Origin of the sequence: Salmonella enterica subsp. diarizonae (assembly GCF_008692785.1) — a bacterium.
GTDB lineage: Bacteria > Pseudomonadota > Gammaproteobacteria > Enterobacterales > Enterobacteriaceae > Salmonella > Salmonella diarizonae.
The window spans coordinates 670,035-690,760 of the sequence record NZ_VXJV01000001.1; the positions used below are offsets into that span (position 1 = coordinate 670,035).

A 20,726-nucleotide genomic window follows, 5' to 3' on the forward strand; every position below is an offset into this window, starting at 1 on the left:
GACCATGATACAGTATAAAATGAAATACAACGAAAGAAGATGGACGTAATCACCTGAACTGGAGAAGAAAGTGAAACATTTAACTAAAATGGTGGAGCAGCATAAACGCGAGAAAGCAAACGGGATTTACGCCGTTTGTTCCGCGCATCCACTGGTACTGGAATCCGCGATACGCTACGCCCACGCTAACCACACCCCCTTGCTGATCGAAGCAACCTCTAACCAGGTTGACCAGTTTGGCGGCTACACAGGCATGACCCCTGCCGATTTTCGCGATTTTGTCTGCCAGCTCGCCGATTCACTGGGATTTCCTCAATCAGAATTAATCCTGGGCGGAGACCATCTCGGTCCCAATCGTTGGCAAAACCTGCCCGCTGCACAGGCGATGGTTAATGCCGATGACCTGATTAAAAGTTATGTAGCAGCCGGATTTAAAAAGATCCACCTGGATTGCAGTATGTCCTGCGCCGATGACCCGGTGCCGCTAACCGATGAAATCGTAGCGGAGCGGGCGGCTCGCCTGGCGAAAGTAGCAGAAGAAACCTGTCAGCAGCATTTTGGTGAATCCGACCTGGTCTATGTCATCGGGACGGAAGTTCCGGTTCCCGGCGGGGCGCATGAAACATTAACAGAGCTGGAAGTAACCACGCCGGAAGCAGCACGCGCCACGCTGGAAGCCCACCGTCATGCGTTTGAAAAGGCAGGACTGGATGCTATCTGGCCACGCATCATTGGACTGGTTGTACAGCCCGGCGTCGAGTTTGACCACACGCATATCATCGATTACCAGCCACAAAAAGCTATCGCTCTGAGCAAAATGGTGGAAGCGTATGACACGCTGGTATTCGAAGCGCACTCCACGGATTACCAGACGCCGCAGTCGCTGCGCCAGCTAGTGAAAGATCACTTCGCCATCCTGAAAGTCGGTCCGGCCCTGACTTTCGCCCTACGCGAAGCGCTCTTCTCGCTGGCGGCCATTGAAGAAGAGTTGCTTCCAGCTAAAACCAGCTCCGGACTACGTCATGTACTTGAAAGCGTGATGCTCGATCGCCCGGAATACTGGCAGAGCCACTATCACGGAGATGGTCACGCTCGACGTCTGGCGCGTGGCTACAGCTATTCTGACCGCGTTCGCTACTACTGGCCGGACAGCCAGATTGATAACGCCTTCGAGCGGCTGGTACGCAACCTCGCAGACGAACCTATTCCACTGCCGCTCATCAGTCAGTATTTACCGTTGCAGTACGTAAAAGTCCGCGCGGGAGATATCAACGCTACGCCGAAAGAACTCATCATCAGTCATATTCAGGACATCTTGCAACAGTACCACGCCGCTTGTTATGGCACGATGTTCCATAACGAATAACAAAAAGGAAAAACGTTATGGCAAATCTGGTACTGGTCGACGAACCGGGTCGGTGCCGCGAAGGAAAACTGCTTGAGGAAGGAATATGACGCAAATTTTGCGCGCCAGGCGCCTACTGACAGAGCAAGGCTGGCTGGACGATCACCAGTTGCGTATTGAAGAGGGCATTATCACCGCGCTAGAACCCATTCCGGCAGGCATAACATTGCGTGATGCCGAGTTGCTGTGCCCTGCTTATATTGATACCCATGTTCACGGCGGCGCGGGAGTCGACGTGATGGATGAAGCGCCGGACGCACTCGATAAACTGGCAATCCATAAAGCACGTGAAGGGGTAGCCAGTTGGCTACCCACTACCGTTACAGCGCCGCTAAAGGCGATTCACAGCGCTCTGAAACGTATAGCGCTACGCTGCCATTCGGGCGGCCCGGGCGCACAGGTGTTGGGGAGCTACCTGGAAGGCCCCTACTTCACGCCGCAGAATAAAGGAGCGCATCCCCCGGAGCTGTTCCGGGAACTGAATCTCGTCGAATTAAATGAACTGATAGCAATCTCCCGGCATACCTTACGCGTGGTCGCGCTGGCGCCGGAAAAAACCGGAGCATTAGAAGCAATTGCCCATCTGAAGCAGCAGGGGGTTCGGGTGATGCTAGGACACAGCGCAGCCACCTGGAAGCAAACCCACGCCGCTTTTGATGCAGGCGCGAACGGGCTGGTGCACTGCTATAACGGCATGACCGGTCTGCATCACCGGGAACCGGGAATGGTCGGCGCAGGGTTAACGGACCCCCGTGCCTGGCTGGAGCTTATCGCCGACGGCCACCACGTCCATCCGGCGGCAATGAAACTGTGCTGCTGTTGCGCCAAAGATCGGGTGGTACTGATCACCGATGCCATGCAGGCTGCAGGCCAGTCCGACGGGCGCTATACACTCTGCGGTGAAGAGGTGGAAATGCACGGCGGTATCGTGCGGACCGCTTCCGGCGGTCTGGCGGGCAGCACCCTATCAGTTGATGCAGCGGTTCGCAATATGGTCGAGTTGACGGGGATCGCCACAGGGGAAGCTATCCATATGGCTTCGCTACATCCGGCCCGCTTGTTAGGAATCGATCATCATTTGGGATCGTTAAAAACAGGCAAACGCGCCAATATCATTGCGCTAGATAACAGGCTGTATTTACAACAGATCTGGATTCAGGGTCGAGCATTTCCCTTATAACCCTTTCATTGTACGTTATTATGGCCTTCGGTTATCTCCCGCAAGGCCTTTCTTTTCCTTTCGATTCATAAAAATTCAACCCTGCATATTTAAATCTATTTATTATAAATCAACAAGATAAACACAGCCTTCATTTTACTGGATATAAATTTCGTTTTATTTCATTTGCCCACATTGAACTTTCGATTCCTTTCCTATAAATTACAGCAAACGATTATGTGAATAAGTGAAACGAAACGAAAGATAGCAACACTTTGCTAACGTCTGATGTGGAATTCACAAGACTAAGGACTTACGTTATGCCAGAAACCTATACCTCAGCAGCCGCGACAACCGGAACCTGGACAGAAAAAGAGATTCGTCAGCAGCCCGCCAGTTGGCTTCGCTCACTGAATCATATCGATACTATTCGCTCCGCGATCGACAGCTTTCTTACACCATTGCTGCATAAAAACGACCTCAGGATAGTCCTCACCGGGGCGGGTACTTCAGCATTTATCGGCGAAATCATCGCTCCCTGGCTTGCCAGCCAGACCGGAAAAAATATCTGTGCCATACCGACAACCGATCTGGTCACCAATCCGATGGACTATCTGAACCCGGCGCACCCATTACTGTTGGTCTCCTTCGCCCGTTCCGGTAACAGTCCGGAGAGTGTCGCCGCCGTTGAACTGGCAAATCACTTCGTTCCAGAGTGTTACCATCTTTCGATCACCTGTAACGAGGCAGGCAGCCTGTATCAAAACGCTGTTGGAAACGACAATGCTTTTGCATTGTTAATGCCCGCTGAAACACACGATCGCGGCTTTGCGATGACCAGCAGTATCACCACCATGATGGCCAGTTGCCTGGCCGTCTTCGTTCCGGAAATGATTAATAGTCGGACCTTCCGTGACGTGGCCGATCGTTGTCAGGCGATTCTGAACTCACTCGGTGATTTCAACCACGGCGTGTTTGGTAGTGAGCCCTGGAAACGAATCGTTTACCTCGGTAGCGGTGGGCTGCAGGGTGCCGCACGTGAGTCATCGCTGAAAGTGCTGGAGCTGACAGCGGGTAAACTGGCAGCATTCTATGACTCGCCGACCGGTTTCCGCCACGGTCCAAAATCACTGGTCGATAGCGAAACGTTGATCGTGGTGTACATCTCCAGCCACCCTTATACACGCCAATATGATCTCGATCTGTTGGCTGAATTGCGTCGCGATCGACAGGCCATGCGCGTCGTAGCCATTGCTGCTGAAAGTGATGCCGTTATTGACGCTGGCCCGCACATCCTGCTGCCGCCTTCACGCTTCTTTAACGATATTGAGCAGGCTTTCTGCTTCCTGATGTACGCCCAGGTATTCGCGCTCACACAATCAATCAGTGTTGGTAATACTCCAGATACCCCTTCCGCCAGCGGCACAGTCAACCGTGTGGTACAGGGCGTCGTTATTCATCCCTGGCAGGATTAAGAGGTTCCGATCATGAGCATTATTTCCACAAAATATCTCCTGCAGGATGCGCAGGCAAAAGGTTATGCGGTACCGGCTTTCAACATTCATAATGCCGAGACGATCCAGGCGATCCTTGAAGTGTGCAGCGAAATGAAATCCCCCGTGATCCTCGCCGGGACGCCGGGTACTTTTAAGCATATTGCGCTGGAAGAGATCTATGCGCTATGCAGCGCATACTCTACCAGTTTCGGTATACCACTGGCACTGCACCTCGATCACCACGAATCGCTGGATGATATTCGCCATAAGGTGAATGCGGGTGTGCGTAGCGCCATGATCGATGGTAGCCACTTCCCATTTGAAGATAACGTAAAGCTGGTGAAATCAGTCGTGGACTTTTGCCACTCACGTGATTGCAGCGTAGAGGCAGAGCTAGGGCGCCTGGGCGGAGTCGAAGACGACATGAGCGTTGATGCGGAAAATGCTTTTCTGACCGATCCGCAGGAAGCCAAACGCTTTGTCGAACTGACGGGCGTAGATAGCCTTGCTGTTGCTATCGGTACGGCGCATGGCCTCTACACTAAAAAACCCAAAATCGATTTCCAACGTCTGGCAGAAATTCGTGAAGTGGTTGATATACCGCTGGTGCTGCACGGCGCAAGCGATGTACCTGACGAATATGTACGACGCACTATTGAATTAGGTGTATGTAAAGTGAATGTAGCAACCGAATTAAAAATTGCTTTTGCCGCTGCGGTCAAAAAATGGTTTATTGAAAACCCGGATGGCAACGACCCACGTTATTATATGCGTGTTGGTATGAATGCGATGAAAGAAGTGGTAAGAAGTAAGATAACCGTTTGTAATTCACACGAAAAATTACTACCTACTCTACAGTATTAATATATTTTTCTGGGTTAGATAAATAAATTAATCACTATCACTACTTAGTTCTCAATTTATGAAGGTCATGATGAGCACCTCATGATCTTCATAGTATCTTATTGTCAATAATGGAGTATTCTGCACACCCCAGGAAAAGTCTTTCAAACCATAAGTATGGCCATTATTTCAAAGCATTGCCCACACCAGCGGGGTGATTATTGAAGACGAAAGCCACTATGTTCTGGGCAGTGAACGCTTTTTGCCGAATCGACTTCGGCACGCAAAGATATTGGCAGGAACAAGCAATAGAACGGATGCGAAAACAGGGCTGATAACTGAAATCCCATTCTGCCGGATGGCGACGCCTGAGCGTCTTATCCGGCCTACGGGTATCAAACGCGTTAATAAATTTATGAATCCTGCTGCGCCAGCGCATATTTATACAGCGCATTCTTCTTCACGCCATGAATTTCCGCCGCCAGCGCCGCCGCTTTTTTCAGCGGCAATTCGGCCTGTAGCAGCGCCAGCGTGCGCAGCGCGTCGGCGGGCAGGTCGTCTTCTTGCGCTTTATGCCCTTCGACAATCAGCACCATCTCGCCTTTACGGCGGTTTTCATCCTCTTTCACCCACGTCAGCAGCTCGCCGACCGGCGCGCCGTGAATCGTCTCCCAGGTTTTGGTCAGCTCACGCGCCAGCACCACGTAGCGGGATTCGCCCCACACGGCCACCATATCTTCCAGGCTATCCAGCAGACGATGGGTGGACTCATAAAAAATCAGCGTTCGCAGCTCCGCTTCAACCGCCTTCAGCGCATCGCGGCGACCTTTGGATTTCGCCGGTAAAAAGCCTTCATAGCAGAAACGGTCGGATGGCAGGCCAGCGGCGCTCAGGGCGGCAATAGCCGCACACGGCCCCGGTAGCGGCACCACACGGATGTCCGCTTCGCGACAAGTACGCACCAGATGGTAACCCGGATCGTTAATTAGCGGCGTACCGGCATCGGAAACCAGCGCAATGTTTTGCCCTTCTTTCAGCTTCGCGACCAGCGTTTCCGCTTTTTGTTGTTCGTTATGGTCATGCAACGCGAACAGCCGGGCGTTAATCGCGAAATGCTGCAGTAATAAACCGGTATGTCGGGTGTCTTCAGCAGCAATTAAATCAACGGCTTGTAAAACTTCCAGCGCACGTTGGGTAATATCAGCCAAATTCCCGATAGGAGTAGGTACAATAAAGAGTTGGCCCTGAGAATTATCCGCCGATTCGTTTTGTTTCATTGTGTCGTCCGTATTGCCGATTTAATATTGAGCATTGCGTAAAAAAATATCACTGGATACAGTATGGTACCCTCAACATTTTCTCGTTTGAACGCCGCGCGCGCGCTGCCTGTCGTCCTGGCGGCACTGCTTTTCGCCGGTTGCGGCACCCAGGCGCCGGATCAAAGCGCAGCCTATATGCAGGGCTCAGCGCAAGCTGACTCCGCCTTTTACCTGCATCAGATGCAGCAAAGCGCAGATGATAGCAAGACCAACTGGCAATTACTCGCCATTCATGCACTGCTGAAAGAAGGTAAAAGCCAGCAGGCCGTCGACCTGTTCAACCAACTCCCGCAGAATCTGAACGATACGCAACGCCGCGAGCAGTCGCTGCTGGCCGTCGAGATCAAACTGGCGCAGAAAGATGTGGCAGGCGCGCAGGCCTTGCTGGATAAGCTAAAGCCCGCCGACTTTGCGCCAACTCAGCAAGCGCGTTACTGGCAGGCGCAGATCGATGCCAGCCAGGGACGCCCGTCACTTACCCTATTACGGGCGTTAATCGCTCAGGAACCGCTACTGGCAGCGAAAGATAAACAAAAAAATATCGACGCCACCTGGCAGGCGCTCCCCGCCATGACGCAGGATCAGGCCAGGACGCTGGTTATCAACGCCGATGAAAATGTGCTTCAGGGCTGGCTGGATCTGCAACGCGTCTGGTTTGACAACCGCAACGATCCAGACATGCTGAAAGCCGGGATCGCCGACTGGCAAAAACGCTACCCGCAAAATCCGGGGGCGAAAATGCTGCCGACACAGCTCGTCAATGTACAACGTTTTAAACCGGCTTCCACCAGCAAAATCGCTCTGCTGCTGCCGCTGAGCGGTCAGGCCGCCGTGTTTGGCCGTACCATCCAGCAAGGTTTTGAAGCCGCGAAAAACCTCGGCACCCAGGCGGTGGAGATGCAGCCTGCCGCCGCGCCTGACGCGCCGGTCGAACCTGGCGTGGAGGAGACGCAACCACAAATCACCGATGGCGTCGCCAGTCCGTCACAGGCCTCGGTGAGCGATCTGACTGATGACGCTCCATCCCAGTCCGCTACGCCAGTCAGCGCGCCACAAACTCCCCCTGCACAGCCTGCTACGGCAAGCGCGCCGGCAAATCCTTCCGCTGAATTAAAAATCTACGATACCTCTTCCCAGCCGTTGGATCAGGTGCTTGCCCAGGTTCAGCAAGACGGCGCCAGTATCGTCGTCGGGCCGTTGTTGAAAAACAATGTGGAAGCGCTGATGAAAAGCAACACGCCGCTCAACGTACTGGCGCTCAACCAGCCGGAAACGGTACGTAGCTTCCCTAACATCTGCTATTTCGCGCTCTCTCCGGAAGATGAAGCCCGTGACGCAGCGCATCATATTTATGACCAGGGCAAGCAGTCGCCGCTGCTGTTGATCCCACGCAGCGCGCTTGGCGATCGCGTGGCGAATGCCTTCACCCAGGAGTGGCAAAAACTGGGCGGCGGCATCGTGTTACAGCAAAAATTCGGCTCCGTAGCCGAGCTGAAAATGGGCGTGAACGGCGGCGCGGGTATCGCATTGACGGGCAGCCCGGTCGCCGGTAGCGTGCCTTCGCAGCCGGGCGTCACCATTGGTGGTCTGACCATCCCTGCGCCGCCGACCGACGCGCAAATCACCGGCGGTGGACGCGTAGACGCGGTCTATATTCTGGCTACGCCGGAGGAGATTGGCTTTATCAAACCAATGATCGCCATGCGTAACGGCACCCAGAGCGGCGCGACGCTGTATGCCAGCTCCCGCAGCGCGCAAGGCACCTCCGGCCCCGACTTCCGTCTGGAGATGGATGGCTTGCAGTACAGTGAAGTTCCCATGCTGGCAGGCGGCAATATGCCGTTGATGCAGCAGGCGCTGAGTACCGTACATAACGATTATTCTCTGGCGCGGATGTATGCCATGGGCGTGGACGCCTGGACGCTGGCGAACCACTTTTCGCAGATGCGTCAGGTGCCGGGATTTGAGATCAATGGCAATACCGGCGCATTAACCGCCAGCCCGGATTGTGTGATTAACAGGAAGTTATCATGGCTCAAATACCAGCAAGGGGAGATTGTTCCCGCCAGCTAACGCGTAAACAGGCCGGTGACGTGTGGGAAGCTGCCGCGCGTCGCTGGCTGGAAAGCAAAGGACTGCGGTTTGTCGCCGCCAACGTGCGCGAGCGCGGCGGCGAAATCGATCTGATCATGCGCGACGGAAAAACCACGGTTTTTGTTGAGGTTCGCTATCGGCGATCTGGGCTTTATGGCGGCGCGGCGGCCAGTGTGACCCGCAGCAAACAACACAAATTATTACATACTGCCCGCTTGTGGCTCGCCCGCCAGAATGGGAGTTTTGATACTGTGGATTGTCGGTTCGATGTGTTAGCCTTCACCGGAAATGAGATTGAGTGGTTTCGGGATGCGTTTAACGACCACTCATAATTGAAGATTTTAAGGATTAGCGTGCTCGATAGAATCAAAGTCTGCTTTACAGAAAGCATTCAAACTCAAATTGCTGCGGCGGAAGCGCTTCCGGATGCCATTTCCCGCGCCGCCATGACGCTGGTTCATTCCCTGCTTAACGGCAACAAAATCCTCTGTTGTGGAAACGGAACGTCCGCGGCCAACGCACAGCATTTTGCTGCCAGCATGATTAACCGCTTTGAAACGGAGCGACCCAGTTTACCCGCCATTGCACTAAATACCGATAATGTGGTCTTAACAGCGATCGCTAACGATCGCCTGCACGATGAAGTTTATGCAAAACAAGTCCGGGCGCTGGGACATGCAGGCGATGTTTTATTGGCGATCTCTACGCGTGGTAATAGTCGCGATATCGTAAAAGCCGTTGAAGCAGCCGTCACGCGTGACATGACCATTGTGGCGCTAACCGGGTATGACGGGGGCGAGCTGGCCGGACTACTAGGGCCGCAGGATGTTGAAATTCGTATCCCTTCACACCACAGCGCGCGCATTCAGGAAATGCATATGCTGACGGTAAACTGCCTGTGCGATTTGATTGATAACACGCTTTTTCCTCACCAGGATGATTAAGGAGTACACATGAAGGCATTTTCGCCGCTCGCAGTCCTTATTTCTGCGTTGCTATTGCAAGGCTGCGTCGCCGCCGCGGTAGTGGGTACGGCGGCCGTCGGTACCAAAGCCGCAACCGACCCGCGTAGCGTGGGCACCCAGGTGGATGACGGAACGCTGGAACTGCGCGTCAGTAGCGCGCTGTCGAAAGATGAGCAAATCAAAAAAGAGACGCGCATCAACGTCACGGCTTATCAGGGCAAAGTTTTGTTAGTGGGCCAGTCGCCAAACAGCGAACTCTCCGCACGCGCTAAACAGATAGCGATGGGCGTTGAAGGCACCACCGAGGTTTATAACGAGATTCGCCAGGGTCAGCCTATCGGCCTGGGGACCGCCTCTAACGATACCTGGATCACCACGAAAGTTCGCTCACAGCTACTGACCAGCGATCAGGTAAAATCGTCAAACGTAAAAGTCACCACTGAAAATGGCGAAGTGTTCCTGCTGGGCCTGGTGACTGAACGTGAAGGTAAAGCGGCAGCGGATATCGCCAGCCGGGTGAGCGGCGTGAAACGCGTGACCACCGCCTTTACGTATATTAAGTAACCGGTGTGCCGGGTGGCGATAAGAATGTGTAAACCGCATCGCCATCCGGCAAATCCTCCGGCTTCGCTACCCCGCTTTTTCCCGCAGTTGCGATGAGGTCAGAATCGTCACGCCTTCTTGTGCTGGTGCCAGCGCTTCCGCCAGCATGGCGCGCGCCACATCCCGCGCATCAATCGATTTCCAGTTGCCGGGCAGCAGCCGGAATAGCGGAGCGAAAAGCGTTTCATTCACCCGCCGCGTTGTTCTGTCGCCGAGCAGCATAGAAGGCCGGGCAATCGTCAAACGAGGCCATTTTTGCGCGATTAACGCCTCCTCCATTTCTCCTTTCACCCGATTATAGAAAAACGGAGAGTGCGCGTTTGCTCCCATTGAGCTGACCACCAACATGTGCTGCGCGCCCAGCCGACGCCCGGTCAGTGCGGTATCAACCACCAGCGTATAATCCGCATGAATAAACGCCGCTTTACTTCCCGCTTCACGCCGGGTCGTGCCCAGGCAGCAAAAAACAATATCCACCGGGTCGGTCACCTGAGCTAACGCATCGGTAAGCTGCGGATCGTGAGGGTTATACACGCCGACAATATCCGTCAGCGGACGACGCGTCGGCGCGGCGATAGCGCTCACCTGCGGCGTGTTGATTAACATTCTCAGCAGATGTCCGCCGACCAGTCCGGTCGCGCCGGTAATCAGTACCTGACTCATCCTCGCTCCTTTACAGATTTGTCCACCTTGCACTCTCGGCCCTATCGACCAGGCTTAATAGTCTACGAGGTAAGTATCCATCATTGTGGGAAATTTGCCTTACCAGAAGCCAACACCGCGGAGGAAACGCATGAGTAAGAAAATAGCCGTTTTGATTACCGATGAATTTGAAGATTCAGAATTTACCTCGCCGGCAGCAGAATTCCGTCAGGCCGGACATGAGGTCATCACCATCGAAAAAGAGGCGGGTAAAACGGTGAAAGGAAAAAAAGGCGAGGCCAGCGTCACCATTGATAAGGCGATTGATGATGTTCGTCCCGACGAGTTCGACGCCTTGCTATTGCCGGGAGGTCATTCGCCGGACCACCTGCGCGGCGACAGCCGTTTCGTGGATTTTACCCGCGATTTTGTTAACAGCGGTAAACCGGTCTTTGCCATTTGCCACGGCCCGCAGTTGTTGATCAGCGCTGATGTCATTCGTGGCCGCAAACTCACGGCGGTGAAACCGATTATTATCGATGTGAAGAACGCGGGCGCGGAATTTTACGATCAGGAAGTCGTCGTCGATAAAGATCAGCTGGTGACCAGCCGCACGCCTGACGACCTGCCGGCATTTAACCGCGAGGCGCTACGCCTGCTGGGCGCGTGAATCGCGTAACCAGTGCAGTTTTTTACCAAACCCCAGCGTATTGTCGGTGAATTTAATTTCATCCAGCCGGATTTCCCATACCGGCGCTGGCAGCACTCTGGCGACCGGGAAGCGACGAAGGTAAGCTTTACGCGCGGCGTCGCTCTCCTGCCCCTCCAGACGGCGAATTTCCCCTTTAAACTGCACGCCGCGAATGCGCGCCACCGTTTTCGGCTGTCCGTTGACCGTTCCCGCAACTGGCGCGCGCGCGCCGGACATTTGCGCATGGCGGGTTTTATCCTGCGTTAACAGATACAACGCGACGTTTTGCGCATCGAACAAATAAAACGCGTTGGCGCACCACAGCTCTCCCTCATGGTGTACGCACCAGGTCACCACATGTTGTTTCGCCAGCCAACGGCCAATAGCGGTAAGTGTGTCCATCTTTATTCTCGCTTATACTGGGAACCTGAAAATTATCATGCTGATGGCGACAATGACACCCTGGTATCTGTATCTGATTCGTACGGCAGACAATGCGCTTTACACCGGGATCACCACCGATGTGGCGCGTCGTTACAGGCAGCATCAAACGGGAAAAGGCGCAAAAGCATTACGGGGGAAAGGTGAATTAACGCTGGCGTTTGCGGCGCAGGTCGGCGATCGCTCGCTGGCCCTGCGCATAGAGTATCGCATCAAACAGCTCACAAAGCGCCAGAAGGAGCACCTTGTGACGGAACGCGAGGTATTTGAAGCGCTATTGTCCAGCCTGCAAACGCCGGTGCTTAAAAACGATTGAAGTGGTCGTGATACTCCACCAGCCCCGTCACGCCCTCCAGCGCATCCTCAGCCAAACGGTGTACCTGGAAAGCGCTTTCCGTACCGGGCCAACGGCAGTGAAGATCGTAATGAGCGGCCAGTTCAAAACCGAAGCGGCTATATAACGCCGGGTCACCCAGCGTCACGACCGCCGCGTAGCCGAACTCATTGAGCGAATCCAGCCCTTCATACACTAACTGGCGCGCCAGCCCTTGCCCGCGATATTTTTCATCCACCGCCAGCGGCGCCATACCGACCCACTGTAAATCCTCGCCCTGCACATCAACCGGGCTGAAGGCCACATAGCCCACCACCTGACCTTCATCATCCGTGGCCACCAGACCGAGCGTCAGAAAGCCATCTTCACGCAAATCGTGAACCAGCTTCGCTTCCGCATCGCTTTCGAATGAACGGCGTAACAGCGCATCAATACCAGGCGCATCAATGGGGATTTCTACTCGAATTAGCATGGTTCACCTACCGAGGTCTGTTTGGTTTCCGGCGAGTTTTTCATGCCCGCCTCAACAAAATCCGCCAGTTGCAGCAGCATAACGCGTAACGCTTTCGGCATCTGCTCCAGTTCGATGGCGTCCATCAGATTCTTCACATATAACCCTAACTCAGTATCGCCTTCAATGACCAGTCGACGCTGGAAAAAGAGCGTATCCGGGTCCTGTTTACGGGCAGCTATCATTAGCAGATCGCTGGCGTCGGCGCTAAAACTGACGTCGGCATCCGCCTGCTGGCTAACGATCAGCTTTTCATTTTCAACCGTGGTATACCATTTTAAGTCAATGTCACGCACATGAATGCTTAACCAACGACCTTCGAGGAATTCCAGCTCTCCATCGGCCAGCGCCTGACGAAACTGCCAGCTCAGAACCTGTTCCAGAACCTGGCGCTTTAGCGCAAAGGGCGTCAGTTTAACCGGTACACTCATCAGAGACGGGCCAGCATGGACTAAGCGTGAACGCAGTTTATCTAACACGAGCTTTACTCCCTGTTTCAATAGTCCTGTTATTTTGCCATATCCAATAAATCACATGGCGGCGTAAATCAACAATTGTGTCTGATTTTCTACCCCATTATTGGTGTTACCAATACGCCTTTAACTGCCTTAAATCAAAAATTGTCGCAGCAAGGTTAACTAAAATCCCTGTTCGTTAACAATTTTGCGTCTCAGACGTAATCCTCAGGATAAATTATGGAGCTGCTCTGCCCTGCCGGAAATCTCCCGGCGCTGAAGGCGGCCATCGAGAACGGCGCTGACGCCGTTTATATCGGGTTAAAAGACGATACCAATGCCCGTCACTTTGCCGGCCTTAACTTCACCGAAAAAAAATTGCAGGAAGCGGTGAGCTTTGTTCACCAGCATCGCCGCAAATTACACATCGCCATTAATACTTTTGCGCATCCGGACGGCTATGTCCGCTGGCAGCGCGCCGTGGATATGGCGGCGCAGCTTGGCGCCGACGCGTTGATTCTCGCCGACCTCGCTATGCTGGAATATGCCGCAGAGCGTTACCCACATATTGAGCGTCATGTTTCCGTTCAGGCCTCGGCAACCAACGAAGAGGCGATTCGCTTTTATCACCGCCACTTTGATGTCCACCGCGTGGTACTGCCGCGTGTACTGTCGATTCACCAGGTAAAACAACTGGCCCGCGTCACGCCGGTGCCGCTGGAGGTATTCGCGTTCGGCAGCCTGTGCATTATGGCGGAAGGTCGCTGCTATCTTTCTTCTTACCTGACGGGGGAATCGCCCAATACCGTCGGCGCCTGCTCCCCCGCCCGCTTTGTTCGTTGGCAGCAAACCCCGCAGGGGCTGGAATCGCGCCTGAATGATGTCCTGATCGACCGTTACCAGGATGGCGAAAACGCGGGCTACCCAACGCTATGTAAAGGCCGCTATTTAGTAGACGGCGAGCGCTATCACGCGCTGGAGGAGCCAACCAGCCTGAACACGCTGGAGCTGCTGCCGGAGCTCATGGCGGCGAATATCGCCTCGGTGAAGATCGAAGGCCGCCAGCGCAGCCCGGCCTATGTCAGCCAGGTGGCGAAAGTGTGGCGCCAGGCGATCGATCGCTGCAAAGCCGCCCCGCAAAACTTCGTTCCACAGCGCGACTGGATGGAGACGCTCGGCGCGATGTCCGAAGGCACCCAAACCACGCTTGGCGCATATCACCGTAAATGGCAGTGAGAGGAGCTATGAAATATTCCTTAGGACCGGTGCTTTATTACTGGCCGAAAGAGACGCTGGAAGATTTTTATCAGCAGGCCGCAAAAAGCAGTGCTGACGTCATTTATCTGGGCGAAGCGGTGTGTAGCAAGCGTCGCGCTACCAAAGTCGGCGACTGGTTGGAAATGGCGAAATCCCTCGCCGCCAGCGGTAAGCAGGTGGCGCTCTCCACCCTGGCGCTGGTACAGGCGTCATCTGAATTAAGCGAGCTGAAACGCTATGTGGACAACGGCGATTTTCTGCTGGAAGCCAGCGATCTTGGCGTGGTGAATCTGTGCGCCGAGCGCAAACTGCCATTTGTCGCCGGCCATGCGCTGAACTGTTACAACGCGGTCACGCTGCGTCGGTTGCTGAAAGAAGGCATGGTGCGCTGGTGTATGCCGGTGGAGCTGTCCCGCGACTGGCTGGTGAATTTGCTTAATCAGTGCGATGAACTGGGCATCCGCAATCAGTTTGAAGTGGAAGTGTTGAGCTATGGGCATCTGCCGCTGGCCTACTCCGCTCGCTGCTTTACCGCCCGTTCGGAAGACCGTCCAAAAGATGAATGTGAAACCTGCTGTATCAAGTATCCAAACGGTCGTGACGTGCTCTCGCAGGAGAATCAGCAGGTGTTTGTGCTTAACGGTATTCAGACCATGAGCGGCTATGTCTATAACCTTGGCAACGAACTGACGTCGATGCAGGGATTGGTGGATATCGTGCGGCTATCGCCGTTGGGTACGGAGACATTGGCCATGCTTGATGCCTTTCGCGCTAACGAAAACGGCGGCGCGCCATTAGCACTTGCCGCGCATAGCGACTGTAACGGCTACTGGAAACGTCTGGCCGGGCTGGAGCTACAGGCGTAAATTTGCCGGATGGTGCCTGGCGTAGGCCTGATAAGCGTAGTGCCATCAGGCATGTTATATTCGCGACCTGTCTTATAAAGCTCACTTTGTTAACAACATTCGCTAATCTTTAATGCAGTATGACAAGATTAACGGATAACAAAGTGAGCGGTTATGACTAACAACTCTGTCCCATTCTCGGTACTCGACCTGGCGCCAATCCCGGAAGGTTCCTGCGCGAAAGAGGCCTTCGCACATTCGCTGGATCTTGCTCGCCTCGCTGAAAAACGTGGTGTTAATCGCTACTGGCTGGCGGAACATCACAACATGACCGGCATCGCCAGCGCGGCGACCTCGGTATTGATTGGCTATCTGGCGGCCAATACCACAACATTACGTCTTGGCTCCGGCGGCGTGATGCTGCCTAACCATTCACCGCTGGTGATTGCCGAGCAGTTTGGCACGCTGAATACCCTCTATCCTGGACGTATCGACTTAGGGCTGGGACGCGCGCCGGGTAGCGATCAGCCGACGATGCGCGCGCTACGTCGTCATATGAGCGGCGATATCGATAACTTTCCACGCGATGTCGCAGAGCTGGTGGACTGGTTCGACGCCCGCGATCCCAGCCCGCTGGTGCGCCCGGTGCCCGGCTACGGCGAGAAGATCCCGGTCTGGCTGCTGGGCTCCAGCCTGTATAGCGCGCAGTTGGCGGCCCAGCTTGGCCTGCCGTTCGCCTTTGCTTCGCATTTCGCGCCGGATATGTTGTTTCAGGCGCTGCATCTGTACCGCACCCAGTTCAAACCTTCAGCGCGGCTGGAAAAACCGTACGCGATGGTGTGCATTAACATTATTGCTGCCGATAGCAATCGCGACGCGGAGTTCCTGTTTACCTCCATGCAGCAGGCCTTTGTGAAGCTACGCCGTGGGGAGACCGGCCAACTGCCGCCGCCGATCGAGAACATGGATACCTTCTGGTCGCCATCCGAGCAGTATGGCGTGCAGCAGGCGTTGAGCATGTCGCTGGTCGGTGATAAAGCGAAGGTCCGCCACGGGCTGGAATCTATCCTGCGGGAAACTCAGGCGGATGAAATTATGGTCAACGGCCAGATTTTCGATCATCAGGCGCGGCTACATTCGTTTGAACTGGCGATGGATGTGAAGCAAGAATTGTTGGGATAGTACGCCTTGTGCCGGATGGCGGCTTCGCCTGATCCGGCCTACATAAGAACGTAGGCCCGGTAAGCGTAGCGCCACCGGGCCATTATTTTACTGATACACCGGCAACAGATTAAAGCTCAACAAGATATGCACCAAAGCGTTACCGACGCCAAACAGCAGAATCAGCACAATCATCGGCGTGCCGCCCCAGACGCGAAATTTCGGGCTACCAAAGCGCTGGCGAGATTTACGCGCCAATAATGCCGGCACAATGGCCGCCCAGATCGTCGCTGCCAGTCCTGCATAACCAATGGCGTACAGGAAGCCGTTCGGGTACAACAGGCCACCGATCATCGGCGGCAGGAAAGTCAGCAGCGCGGTCTTCAAACGTCCCATCGCCGAGTCATCAAAGCCAAACAGATCCGCCAGGTAGTCAAACAGCCCCAGCGTAACCCCAAGGAATGAGCTCGCGACAGCAAAGTTAGAGAACACCACCAGCAGCAGATCCAGGCTGCGGCTGTTCAGCACGCCGCTCAATGCCTGTACCAGCACATCAATATTGCCGCCTTTCTGCGCAATGCCGATAAATTCCGGACGCGGGATGTTGCCCATCGTCCCCAGCAGCCAGACAGAATAGAGCGCCAGCGCCAGTAACGTCCCATAAATCAGGCACTTCACGATGGTGCGCGGATCTTTGCCGTAATATTTCATCAGGCTCGGCACGTTACCGTGATAACCAAAAGAGGCCAGACAAAATGGCAGCGTCATCAGCAAGTACGGCGTATATGACGCGTTGCTTTCAGCCACGTTAAACAACGTGGTCGGCGTGACGTGCCCCAACAGACTGCCGAAGGTCAGGAAGAAAGTAATCACTTTCGCGCCCAGAACAATCGCCGTCATCCGACTGACCGCCTTCGTACTCAGCCACACTACAAACGCCACCAGCAGCGCAAAGGCAAAACCTGCCGCTCGCGCCGGAACGTTCAGCGACATCTCAGCAAAGGTATGATGCAAAATCGAACCGCTCGCCGAGATATAAGCATAAGTCAGGATGTAGAGCACAAAGGCAATAGAAATGCCGTTGACAATGTTCCAGCCTTTCCCCAATAGATCTTTGGTAATGGTGTCGAAACTCGAACCAATGCGGTAGTTAAGGTTAGCCTCAAGGATCATCAGCCCGGAGTGCAGCATACAAAACCAGGTAAAGACCAGTGCCGCCATCGACCAGAAGAACCACGCCCCGGACATGACCACCGGCAGAGAGAACATCCCCGCGCCAATGATGGTACCGCCGATAATCACTACGCCGCCAAGCAGCGAAGGTGACGTTTGGGTGGTGGTAAGTGTTGCCATTCAGCTCTCTCTCCAGTCATTTATAGTGTGACTATCTATCAATACGCTGCGCTGTACCAGTACATGAGTACAAAAGAAATAAAAAAAGCCCCGATTGTTACGATCGGGGCTGTATATTTTACTTTACGCTGTGAACGCGCAGGTCAGCGTGAGTTACGCATCACCGCCGAAACGACGACGACCGGTGGAGTCATCGCGACGCGGACCACGGCTTTCACGACGCTCGCCGCTGAAACGGCGACCTTCGCTACGGCCGCCTTCACGACGTTCACCGCTAAAATTACGACCGCCTTCACGACGTTCGCCGCTAAAGCTACGACCACCGCCACGACGCTCACCACCGGTATGCGGCTGAGCATCACCCAGCAACTGCATATTCATCGGCTTGTTCAGAATGCGGGTACGCGTGAAGTGCTGAAGCACTTCACCCGGCATACCTTTCGGCAGCTCGATGGTGGAGTGAGACGCGAACAGCTTAATGTTACCAATGTAACGGCTGCTGATGTCGCCTTCGTTAGCGATCGCGCCCACGATATGGCGAACTTCAACGCCATCATCGCGGCCCACTTCAATGCGGTACAACTGCATATCGCCAACGTCACGACGTTCACGACGCGGACGATCTTCACGGTCGCCACGCGGGCTACGGTCGTTACGATCGCGCGGACTACGGTCATCACGGTCGCGGAATTCACGCTTAGGACGCATCGGCGCATCCGGCGGCAGAATCAGCGGACGCTCGCCCTGCGCCATTTTCAGCAGCGCGGCGGCCAGCGTTTCGAGGTCCAGCTCTTCCCCTTCAGCAGACGGCTGGATTTTCGCCAGCAGCGCACGGTACTGATCCAGATCGCTGCTTTCCAACTGCTGCTGAACTTTCGCGGCGAATTTTTCCAGACGACGTTTGCCCAGCAGTTCTGCGTTCGGCAGTTCCACTTCCGGAATGGTCAGCTTCATGGTGCGTTCGATGTTACGCAGCAGACGACGCTCGCGGTTCTCAACGAACAGCAGCGCGCGGCCAGCGCGACCTGCACGACCAGTACGGCCAATACGGTGAACGTAAGACTCGGAGTCCATCGGGATGTCGTAGTTCACTACCAGGCTGATGCGCTCAACGTCCAGACCACGGGCCGCAACGTCGGTGGCGATCAGGATGTCCAGACGACCATCTTTCAGACGTTCCAGAGTCTGCTCACGCAGCGCCTGGTTCATATCGCCATTCAACGCGGCGCTGTTGTAGCCGCTACGTTCCAGCGCTTCCGCTACTTCCAGAGTCGCGTTTTTGGTACGCACGAAGATAATCGCCGCATCAAAGTCTTCCGCTTCCAGGAAACGCACCAGCGCTTCGTTTTTACGCATGCCCCACACCGTCCAGTAGCTCTGGCTGATGTCAGGACGGGTCGTCACGCTGGACTGAATGCGCACTTCCTGCGGCTCTTTCATAAAGCGGCGGGTAATGCGACGAATCGCTTCCGGCATGGTGGCGGAGAACAGAGCAGTCTGATGACCTTCCGGGATCTGCGCCATAATAGTTTCAACGTCTTCGATGAAGCCCATACGCAGCATTTCGTCGGCTTCATCCAGCACCAGACCGCTCAGTTTAGAGAGGTCGAGGGTGCCGCGTTTTAAGTGATCAAGCAGACGTCCGGGCGTACCGACAACGATCTGCGGCCCCTGACGCAGGGCGCGTAACTGCACGTCATAACGCTGACCGCCGTACAGAGCAACCACGTTTACGCCGCGCATGTGTTTAGAGAAATCTGTCATGGCTTCGGCAACCTGTACCGCCAGTTCGCGGGTTGGCGCCAGCACCAGAATCTGAGGTGCCTTCAGCTCAGGATCAAGATTGTTGAGCAGCGGTAAAGAGAACGCTGCAGTTTTGCCGCTACCGGTCTGGGCCATGCCCAGCACGTCGCGACCGCCCAGCAGATGCGGAATGCACTCTGCCTGGATTGGAGATGGTTTTTCGTAACCCAGATCGGTAAGGGCTTCAAGGATAGGAGCCTTCAGCCCCAGATCTGCAAAAGTGGTTTCGAATTCAGCCATGTAGTACGTGTGCCTCAAAATTAATGGCGGCCAGTCTACATAACTCATCATGAAATTGATCTGCAATTTTCATTGAAAAGTGTGAACCGGCTCAAAGTAGGTGTATTAACGAACAACAACGCCCTCACCCGCGAAGGTGATGGCAATCAAAAAGATTACGGGCTGATATGTTCGTCAGCTATTGCTGGTCCGATTCTGCCAGGTCATCTTGGTCCTGGCCCAGGAGCGATAATTCCAACAATGCGTATCGGTGCTCAACAAAGTTATGAACGTTGTTGGCCACCGCCAGTTTGAACAGAGCCGTGGCGCTGTCCAAATCCCCCAGACTTAGGTAGTACTTACCTAAATAGAAGTTGGTTTCACTGAGATGCTCAGCGAGCGAGGTGTTATCCGTTGCGTCCGCCTTGAGCCTGTCCATCAGCGTTGCTTCGCTAATGTCGCCCAGGTAGAACTCGACAATGTTCCATCCCCATTGCTCTTTATCCGATTTTTCGAAGCGTGCTTTTAACGCTTCTTTCGCCTGCTTCTCATTGAGCTTCTGCTCAACAAGATACAGCCACAGGCTGCGGTAAGGATCATTGGGATCGTCTTGATAAAACGCCAGCAGATCATCTTGCGCTAACTTATCACGGCCGCCGTAATACAATGCGATACCGCGGTTTAAGTGCGCGTAGTTGTAAGTTGGATCAAGCTCTAGTACAGAATCAAACGCTTCATAGGCAGCATCAAAATTGCCTGCCTGCGTTAAATAAATGCCTAAGTAATTGAATACTTCAGGCATATCCGGTCTGATTGCCAGCGCTTGTGAAAAATCATTTCGCGCTAATGCCCTCAAACCAAGACTATCATACAACACTCCGCGCTCATATAAAAGCTGTGCGCGTTCGTCATCGGTTAAAGCCCGACTGGCAAGAATCTGTTCCATACGCGCCAGAATCACTTCCTGCTGTAAAGTCGGTTGCAATGGTACTGCGAGGACTTCACTTTTACGCCAGGCGGAATTACTGCATCCTGCCAGCGTGAGTGCTGTCGCAACGAAACACCAGCGCAAAAAAGGCTTCATTTCCCACTCCCGAAGACAACGATTGAATGAACGTCCTGTTCCCCGG

22 protein-coding genes are annotated in these 20,726 nt (G+C 54.3%); 13 read left to right on the plus strand and 9 right to left on the minus strand.

Annotated elements, in window-relative coordinates:
* The first annotated feature begins 88 nt into the window (after positions 1-88).
* From kbaZ to kbaY, 4 genes are all read left to right on the plus strand, one after another.
* On the plus strand, positions 89-1,366 hold the full coding sequence (gene kbaZ, locus F4V72_RS03240) for a tagatose-bisphosphate aldolase subunit KbaZ (protein ID WP_044136104.1): 1,278 nt from the start codon (positions 89-91) through the stop codon (positions 1,364-1,366).
* 85 nt (positions 1,367-1,451) lie between these two features.
* Positions 1,452-2,585 (plus strand): N-acetylglucosamine-6-phosphate deacetylase, encoded by a 1,134-nt coding sequence (gene nagA, locus F4V72_RS03245; RefSeq protein WP_053508264.1) that lies wholly within the window; start codon positions 1,452-1,454, stop codon positions 2,583-2,585.
* Between the two features lie 299 nt (positions 2,586-2,884).
* Positions 2,885-4,039: an SIS domain-containing protein gene (locus F4V72_RS03250; protein WP_023246626.1), complete on the plus strand. Its 1,155-nt coding sequence runs from the start codon at positions 2,885-2,887 to the stop codon at positions 4,037-4,039.
* Between the two features lie 12 nt (positions 4,040-4,051).
* Positions 4,052-4,924 (plus strand): tagatose-bisphosphate aldolase subunit KbaY, encoded by an 873-nt coding sequence (gene kbaY, locus F4V72_RS03255; protein ID WP_023246627.1) that lies wholly within the window; start codon positions 4,052-4,054, stop codon positions 4,922-4,924.
* Positions 4,925-5,316: 392 nt separating this feature from the next.
* Here the strand turns inward: kbaY and rsmI are convergent, their stop codons facing one another.
* Positions 5,317-6,180: a 16S rRNA (cytidine(1402)-2'-O)-methyltransferase gene (rsmI, locus tag F4V72_RS03260; protein WP_136057987.1), complete on the minus strand. Its 864-nt coding sequence runs from the start codon at positions 6,178-6,180 to the stop codon at positions 5,317-5,319.
* Positions 6,181-6,243: 63 nt separating this feature from the next.
* On the opposite strand from rsmI, the gene F4V72_RS03265 reads away from it, so the two are divergent.
* From F4V72_RS03265 to dolP, 4 genes are read left to right on the plus strand one after another with little or no spacing between them, the layout of a single operon-like run.
* Positions 6,244-8,295, plus strand: coding sequence for a penicillin-binding protein activator (locus F4V72_RS03265; RefSeq protein ID WP_136057986.1), 2,052 nt, complete (start codon positions 6,244-6,246; stop codon positions 8,293-8,295).
* The gene (locus tag F4V72_RS03270) at positions 8,253-8,648 is read left to right on the plus strand and encodes a YraN family protein (RefSeq protein WP_023246630.1); all 396 of its coding nucleotides are present in this window, start codon (positions 8,253-8,255) and stop codon (positions 8,646-8,648) included. Before F4V72_RS03265 ends, F4V72_RS03270 begins: the two co-directional genes overlap by 43 nt.
* 21 nt (positions 8,649-8,669) lie before the next feature.
* Positions 8,670-9,260 carry a DnaA initiator-associating protein DiaA gene (diaA, locus tag F4V72_RS03275; RefSeq protein WP_023246631.1) on the plus strand — a complete coding sequence of 197 codons (591 nt, stop codon included), beginning with the start codon at positions 8,670-8,672 and terminating at the stop codon, positions 9,258-9,260.
* A 9-nt stretch (positions 9,261-9,269) separates the two neighbouring features.
* Complete coding sequence (dolP, locus tag F4V72_RS03280) at positions 9,270-9,845, plus strand: division/outer membrane stress-associated lipid-binding lipoprotein (protein WP_000643280.1); 576 nt, start codon at positions 9,270-9,272, stop codon at positions 9,843-9,845.
* Positions 9,846-9,911: 66 nt separating this feature from the next.
* Here the strand turns inward: dolP and F4V72_RS03285 are convergent, their stop codons facing one another.
* Positions 9,912-10,547, minus strand: coding sequence for an NAD(P)H-binding protein (locus F4V72_RS03285; protein WP_001664614.1), 636 nt, complete (start codon positions 10,545-10,547; stop codon positions 9,912-9,914).
* 130 nt (positions 10,548-10,677) lie between these two features.
* On the opposite strand from F4V72_RS03285, the gene yhbO reads away from it, so the two are divergent.
* Entirely contained in the window at positions 10,678-11,196 is a 519-nt protein-coding gene (gene yhbO / locus F4V72_RS03290; protein ID WP_000037597.1) for a protein/nucleic acid deglycase, read from the plus strand.
* On the opposite strand, the gene F4V72_RS03295 is transcribed toward yhbO, so the two are convergent.
* A complete protein-coding gene (locus F4V72_RS03295; protein ID WP_114048455.1) occupies positions 11,176-11,619 on the minus strand; it encodes a YhbP family protein in 444 nt (147 codons plus the stop codon). The genes yhbO and F4V72_RS03295 overlap by 21 nt on opposite strands.
* A 37-nt stretch (positions 11,620-11,656) precedes the next feature.
* On the opposite strand from F4V72_RS03295, the gene F4V72_RS03300 reads away from it, so the two are divergent.
* Positions 11,657-11,974, plus strand: a complete 318-nt coding sequence (locus F4V72_RS03300; RefSeq protein ID WP_072158667.1) for a GIY-YIG nuclease family protein — start codon at positions 11,657-11,659, stop codon at positions 11,972-11,974.
* Here F4V72_RS03300 and F4V72_RS03305 read toward each other — a convergent pair.
* Positions 11,961-12,464: a GNAT family N-acetyltransferase gene (locus tag F4V72_RS03305; RefSeq protein ID WP_000908562.1), complete on the minus strand. Its 504-nt coding sequence runs from the start codon at positions 12,462-12,464 to the stop codon at positions 11,961-11,963. The genes F4V72_RS03300 and F4V72_RS03305 overlap by 14 nt on opposite strands.
* A complete protein-coding gene (gene ubiT, locus F4V72_RS03310; protein ID WP_000884721.1) occupies positions 12,458-12,982 on the minus strand; it encodes a ubiquinone anaerobic biosynthesis accessory factor UbiT in 525 nt (174 codons plus the stop codon). Before ubiT ends, F4V72_RS03305 begins: the two co-directional genes overlap by 7 nt.
* Positions 12,983-13,198: 216 nt before the next feature.
* On the opposite strand from ubiT, the gene ubiU reads away from it, so the two are divergent.
* The 3 genes from ubiU to F4V72_RS03325 all read left to right on the plus strand — a co-directional run bounded on the left by ubiU (position 13,199) and on the right by F4V72_RS03325 (position 16,242).
* Positions 13,199-14,194 carry a ubiquinone anaerobic biosynthesis protein UbiU gene (gene ubiU, locus F4V72_RS03315; RefSeq protein WP_053508271.1) on the plus strand — a complete coding sequence of 332 codons (996 nt, stop codon included), beginning with the start codon at positions 13,199-13,201 and terminating at the stop codon, positions 14,192-14,194.
* 8 nt (positions 14,195-14,202) lie between these two features.
* A complete protein-coding gene (locus tag F4V72_RS03320; protein ID WP_023246636.1) occupies positions 14,203-15,081 on the plus strand; it encodes a U32 family peptidase in 879 nt (292 codons plus the stop codon).
* Between the two features lie 153 nt (positions 15,082-15,234).
* Complete coding sequence (locus F4V72_RS03325; protein ID WP_080070499.1) at positions 15,235-16,242, plus strand: luciferase-like monooxygenase; 1,008 nt, start codon at positions 15,235-15,237, stop codon at positions 16,240-16,242.
* Between the two features lie 87 nt (positions 16,243-16,329).
* On the opposite strand, the gene mtr is transcribed toward F4V72_RS03325, so the two are convergent.
* From mtr to nlpI, 4 genes are all read right to left on the minus strand, one after another.
* Entirely contained in the window at positions 16,330-17,574 is a 1,245-nt protein-coding gene (mtr, locus tag F4V72_RS03330) for a tryptophan permease (RefSeq protein WP_136057985.1), read from the minus strand.
* A 153-nt stretch (positions 17,575-17,727) separates the two neighbouring features.
* Positions 17,728-19,617: an ATP-dependent RNA helicase DeaD gene (deaD, locus tag F4V72_RS03335; protein WP_053508275.1), complete on the minus strand. Its 1,890-nt coding sequence runs from the start codon at positions 19,615-19,617 to the stop codon at positions 17,728-17,730.
* Positions 19,610-19,690 carry a protein YrbN gene (gene yrbN / locus F4V72_RS03340; RefSeq protein WP_010723222.1) on the minus strand — a complete coding sequence of 27 codons (81 nt, stop codon included), beginning with the start codon at positions 19,688-19,690 and terminating at the stop codon, positions 19,610-19,612. The genes deaD and yrbN overlap by 8 nt, the downstream gene beginning before the upstream one ends.
* Before the next feature lie 105 nt (positions 19,691-19,795).
* The gene (nlpI, locus tag F4V72_RS03345; protein ID WP_023246640.1) at positions 19,796-20,680 is read right to left on the minus strand and encodes a lipoprotein NlpI; all 885 of its coding nucleotides are present in this window, start codon (positions 20,678-20,680) and stop codon (positions 19,796-19,798) included.
* Between the last annotated feature and the right edge of the window lie 46 nt (positions 20,681-20,726).

Excerpts from the sequence above, each read along its gene's own strand:
- nagA (WP_053508264.1), top strand. The coding sequence starts at position 1,452 with ATGACGCAAATTTTGCGCGCCAGGCGCCTACTGACAGAGCAAGGCTGG.
- F4V72_RS03325 (WP_080070499.1), top strand. The coding sequence starts at position 15,235 with ATGACTAACAACTCTGTCCCATTCTCGGTACTCGACCTGGCGCCAATC.
- F4V72_RS03285 (WP_001664614.1), bottom strand. The coding sequence starts at position 10,547 with ATGAGTCAGGTACTGATTACCGGCGCGACCGGACTGGTCGGCGGACAT.
- mtr (WP_136057985.1), bottom strand. The coding sequence starts at position 17,574 with ATGGCAACACTTACCACCACCCAAACGTCACCTTCGCTGCTTGGCGGC.
- F4V72_RS03305 (WP_000908562.1), bottom strand. The coding sequence starts at position 12,464 with ATGCTAATTCGAGTAGAAATCCCCATTGATGCGCCTGGTATTGATGCG.
- kbaY (WP_023246627.1), top strand. The coding sequence starts at position 4,052 with ATGAGCATTATTTCCACAAAATATCTCCTGCAGGATGCGCAGGCAAAA.
- F4V72_RS03295 (WP_114048455.1), bottom strand. The coding sequence starts at position 11,619 with ATGGACACACTTACCGCTATTGGCCGTTGGCTGGCGAAACAACATGTG.
- deaD (WP_053508275.1), bottom strand. The coding sequence starts at position 19,617 with ATGGCTGAATTCGAAACCACTTTTGCAGATCTGGGGCTGAAGGCTCCT.
- ubiU (WP_053508271.1), top strand. The coding sequence starts at position 13,199 with ATGGAGCTGCTCTGCCCTGCCGGAAATCTCCCGGCGCTGAAGGCGGCC.
- yhbO (WP_000037597.1), top strand. The coding sequence starts at position 10,678 with ATGAGTAAGAAAATAGCCGTTTTGATTACCGATGAATTTGAAGATTCA.
- F4V72_RS03265 (WP_136057986.1), top strand. The coding sequence starts at position 6,244 with ATGGTACCCTCAACATTTTCTCGTTTGAACGCCGCGCGCGCGCTGCCT.
- F4V72_RS03320 (WP_023246636.1), top strand. The coding sequence starts at position 14,203 with ATGAAATATTCCTTAGGACCGGTGCTTTATTACTGGCCGAAAGAGACG.
- F4V72_RS03270 (WP_023246630.1), top strand. The coding sequence starts at position 8,253 with ATGGCTCAAATACCAGCAAGGGGAGATTGTTCCCGCCAGCTAACGCGT.
- dolP (WP_000643280.1), top strand. The coding sequence starts at position 9,270 with ATGAAGGCATTTTCGCCGCTCGCAGTCCTTATTTCTGCGTTGCTATTG.
- F4V72_RS03250 (WP_023246626.1), top strand. The coding sequence starts at position 2,885 with ATGCCAGAAACCTATACCTCAGCAGCCGCGACAACCGGAACCTGGACA.
- kbaZ (WP_044136104.1), top strand. The coding sequence starts at position 89 with ATGGTGGAGCAGCATAAACGCGAGAAAGCAAACGGGATTTACGCCGTT.
- nlpI (WP_023246640.1), bottom strand. The coding sequence starts at position 20,680 with ATGAAGCCTTTTTTGCGCTGGTGTTTCGTTGCGACAGCACTCACGCTG.
- yrbN (WP_010723222.1), bottom strand. The coding sequence starts at position 19,690 with ATGAAAATTGCAGATCAATTTCATGATGAGTTATGTAGACTGGCCGCC.
- F4V72_RS03300 (WP_072158667.1), top strand. The coding sequence starts at position 11,657 with ATGCTGATGGCGACAATGACACCCTGGTATCTGTATCTGATTCGTACG.
- rsmI (WP_136057987.1), bottom strand. The coding sequence starts at position 6,180 with ATGAAACAAAACGAATCGGCGGATAATTCTCAGGGCCAACTCTTTATT.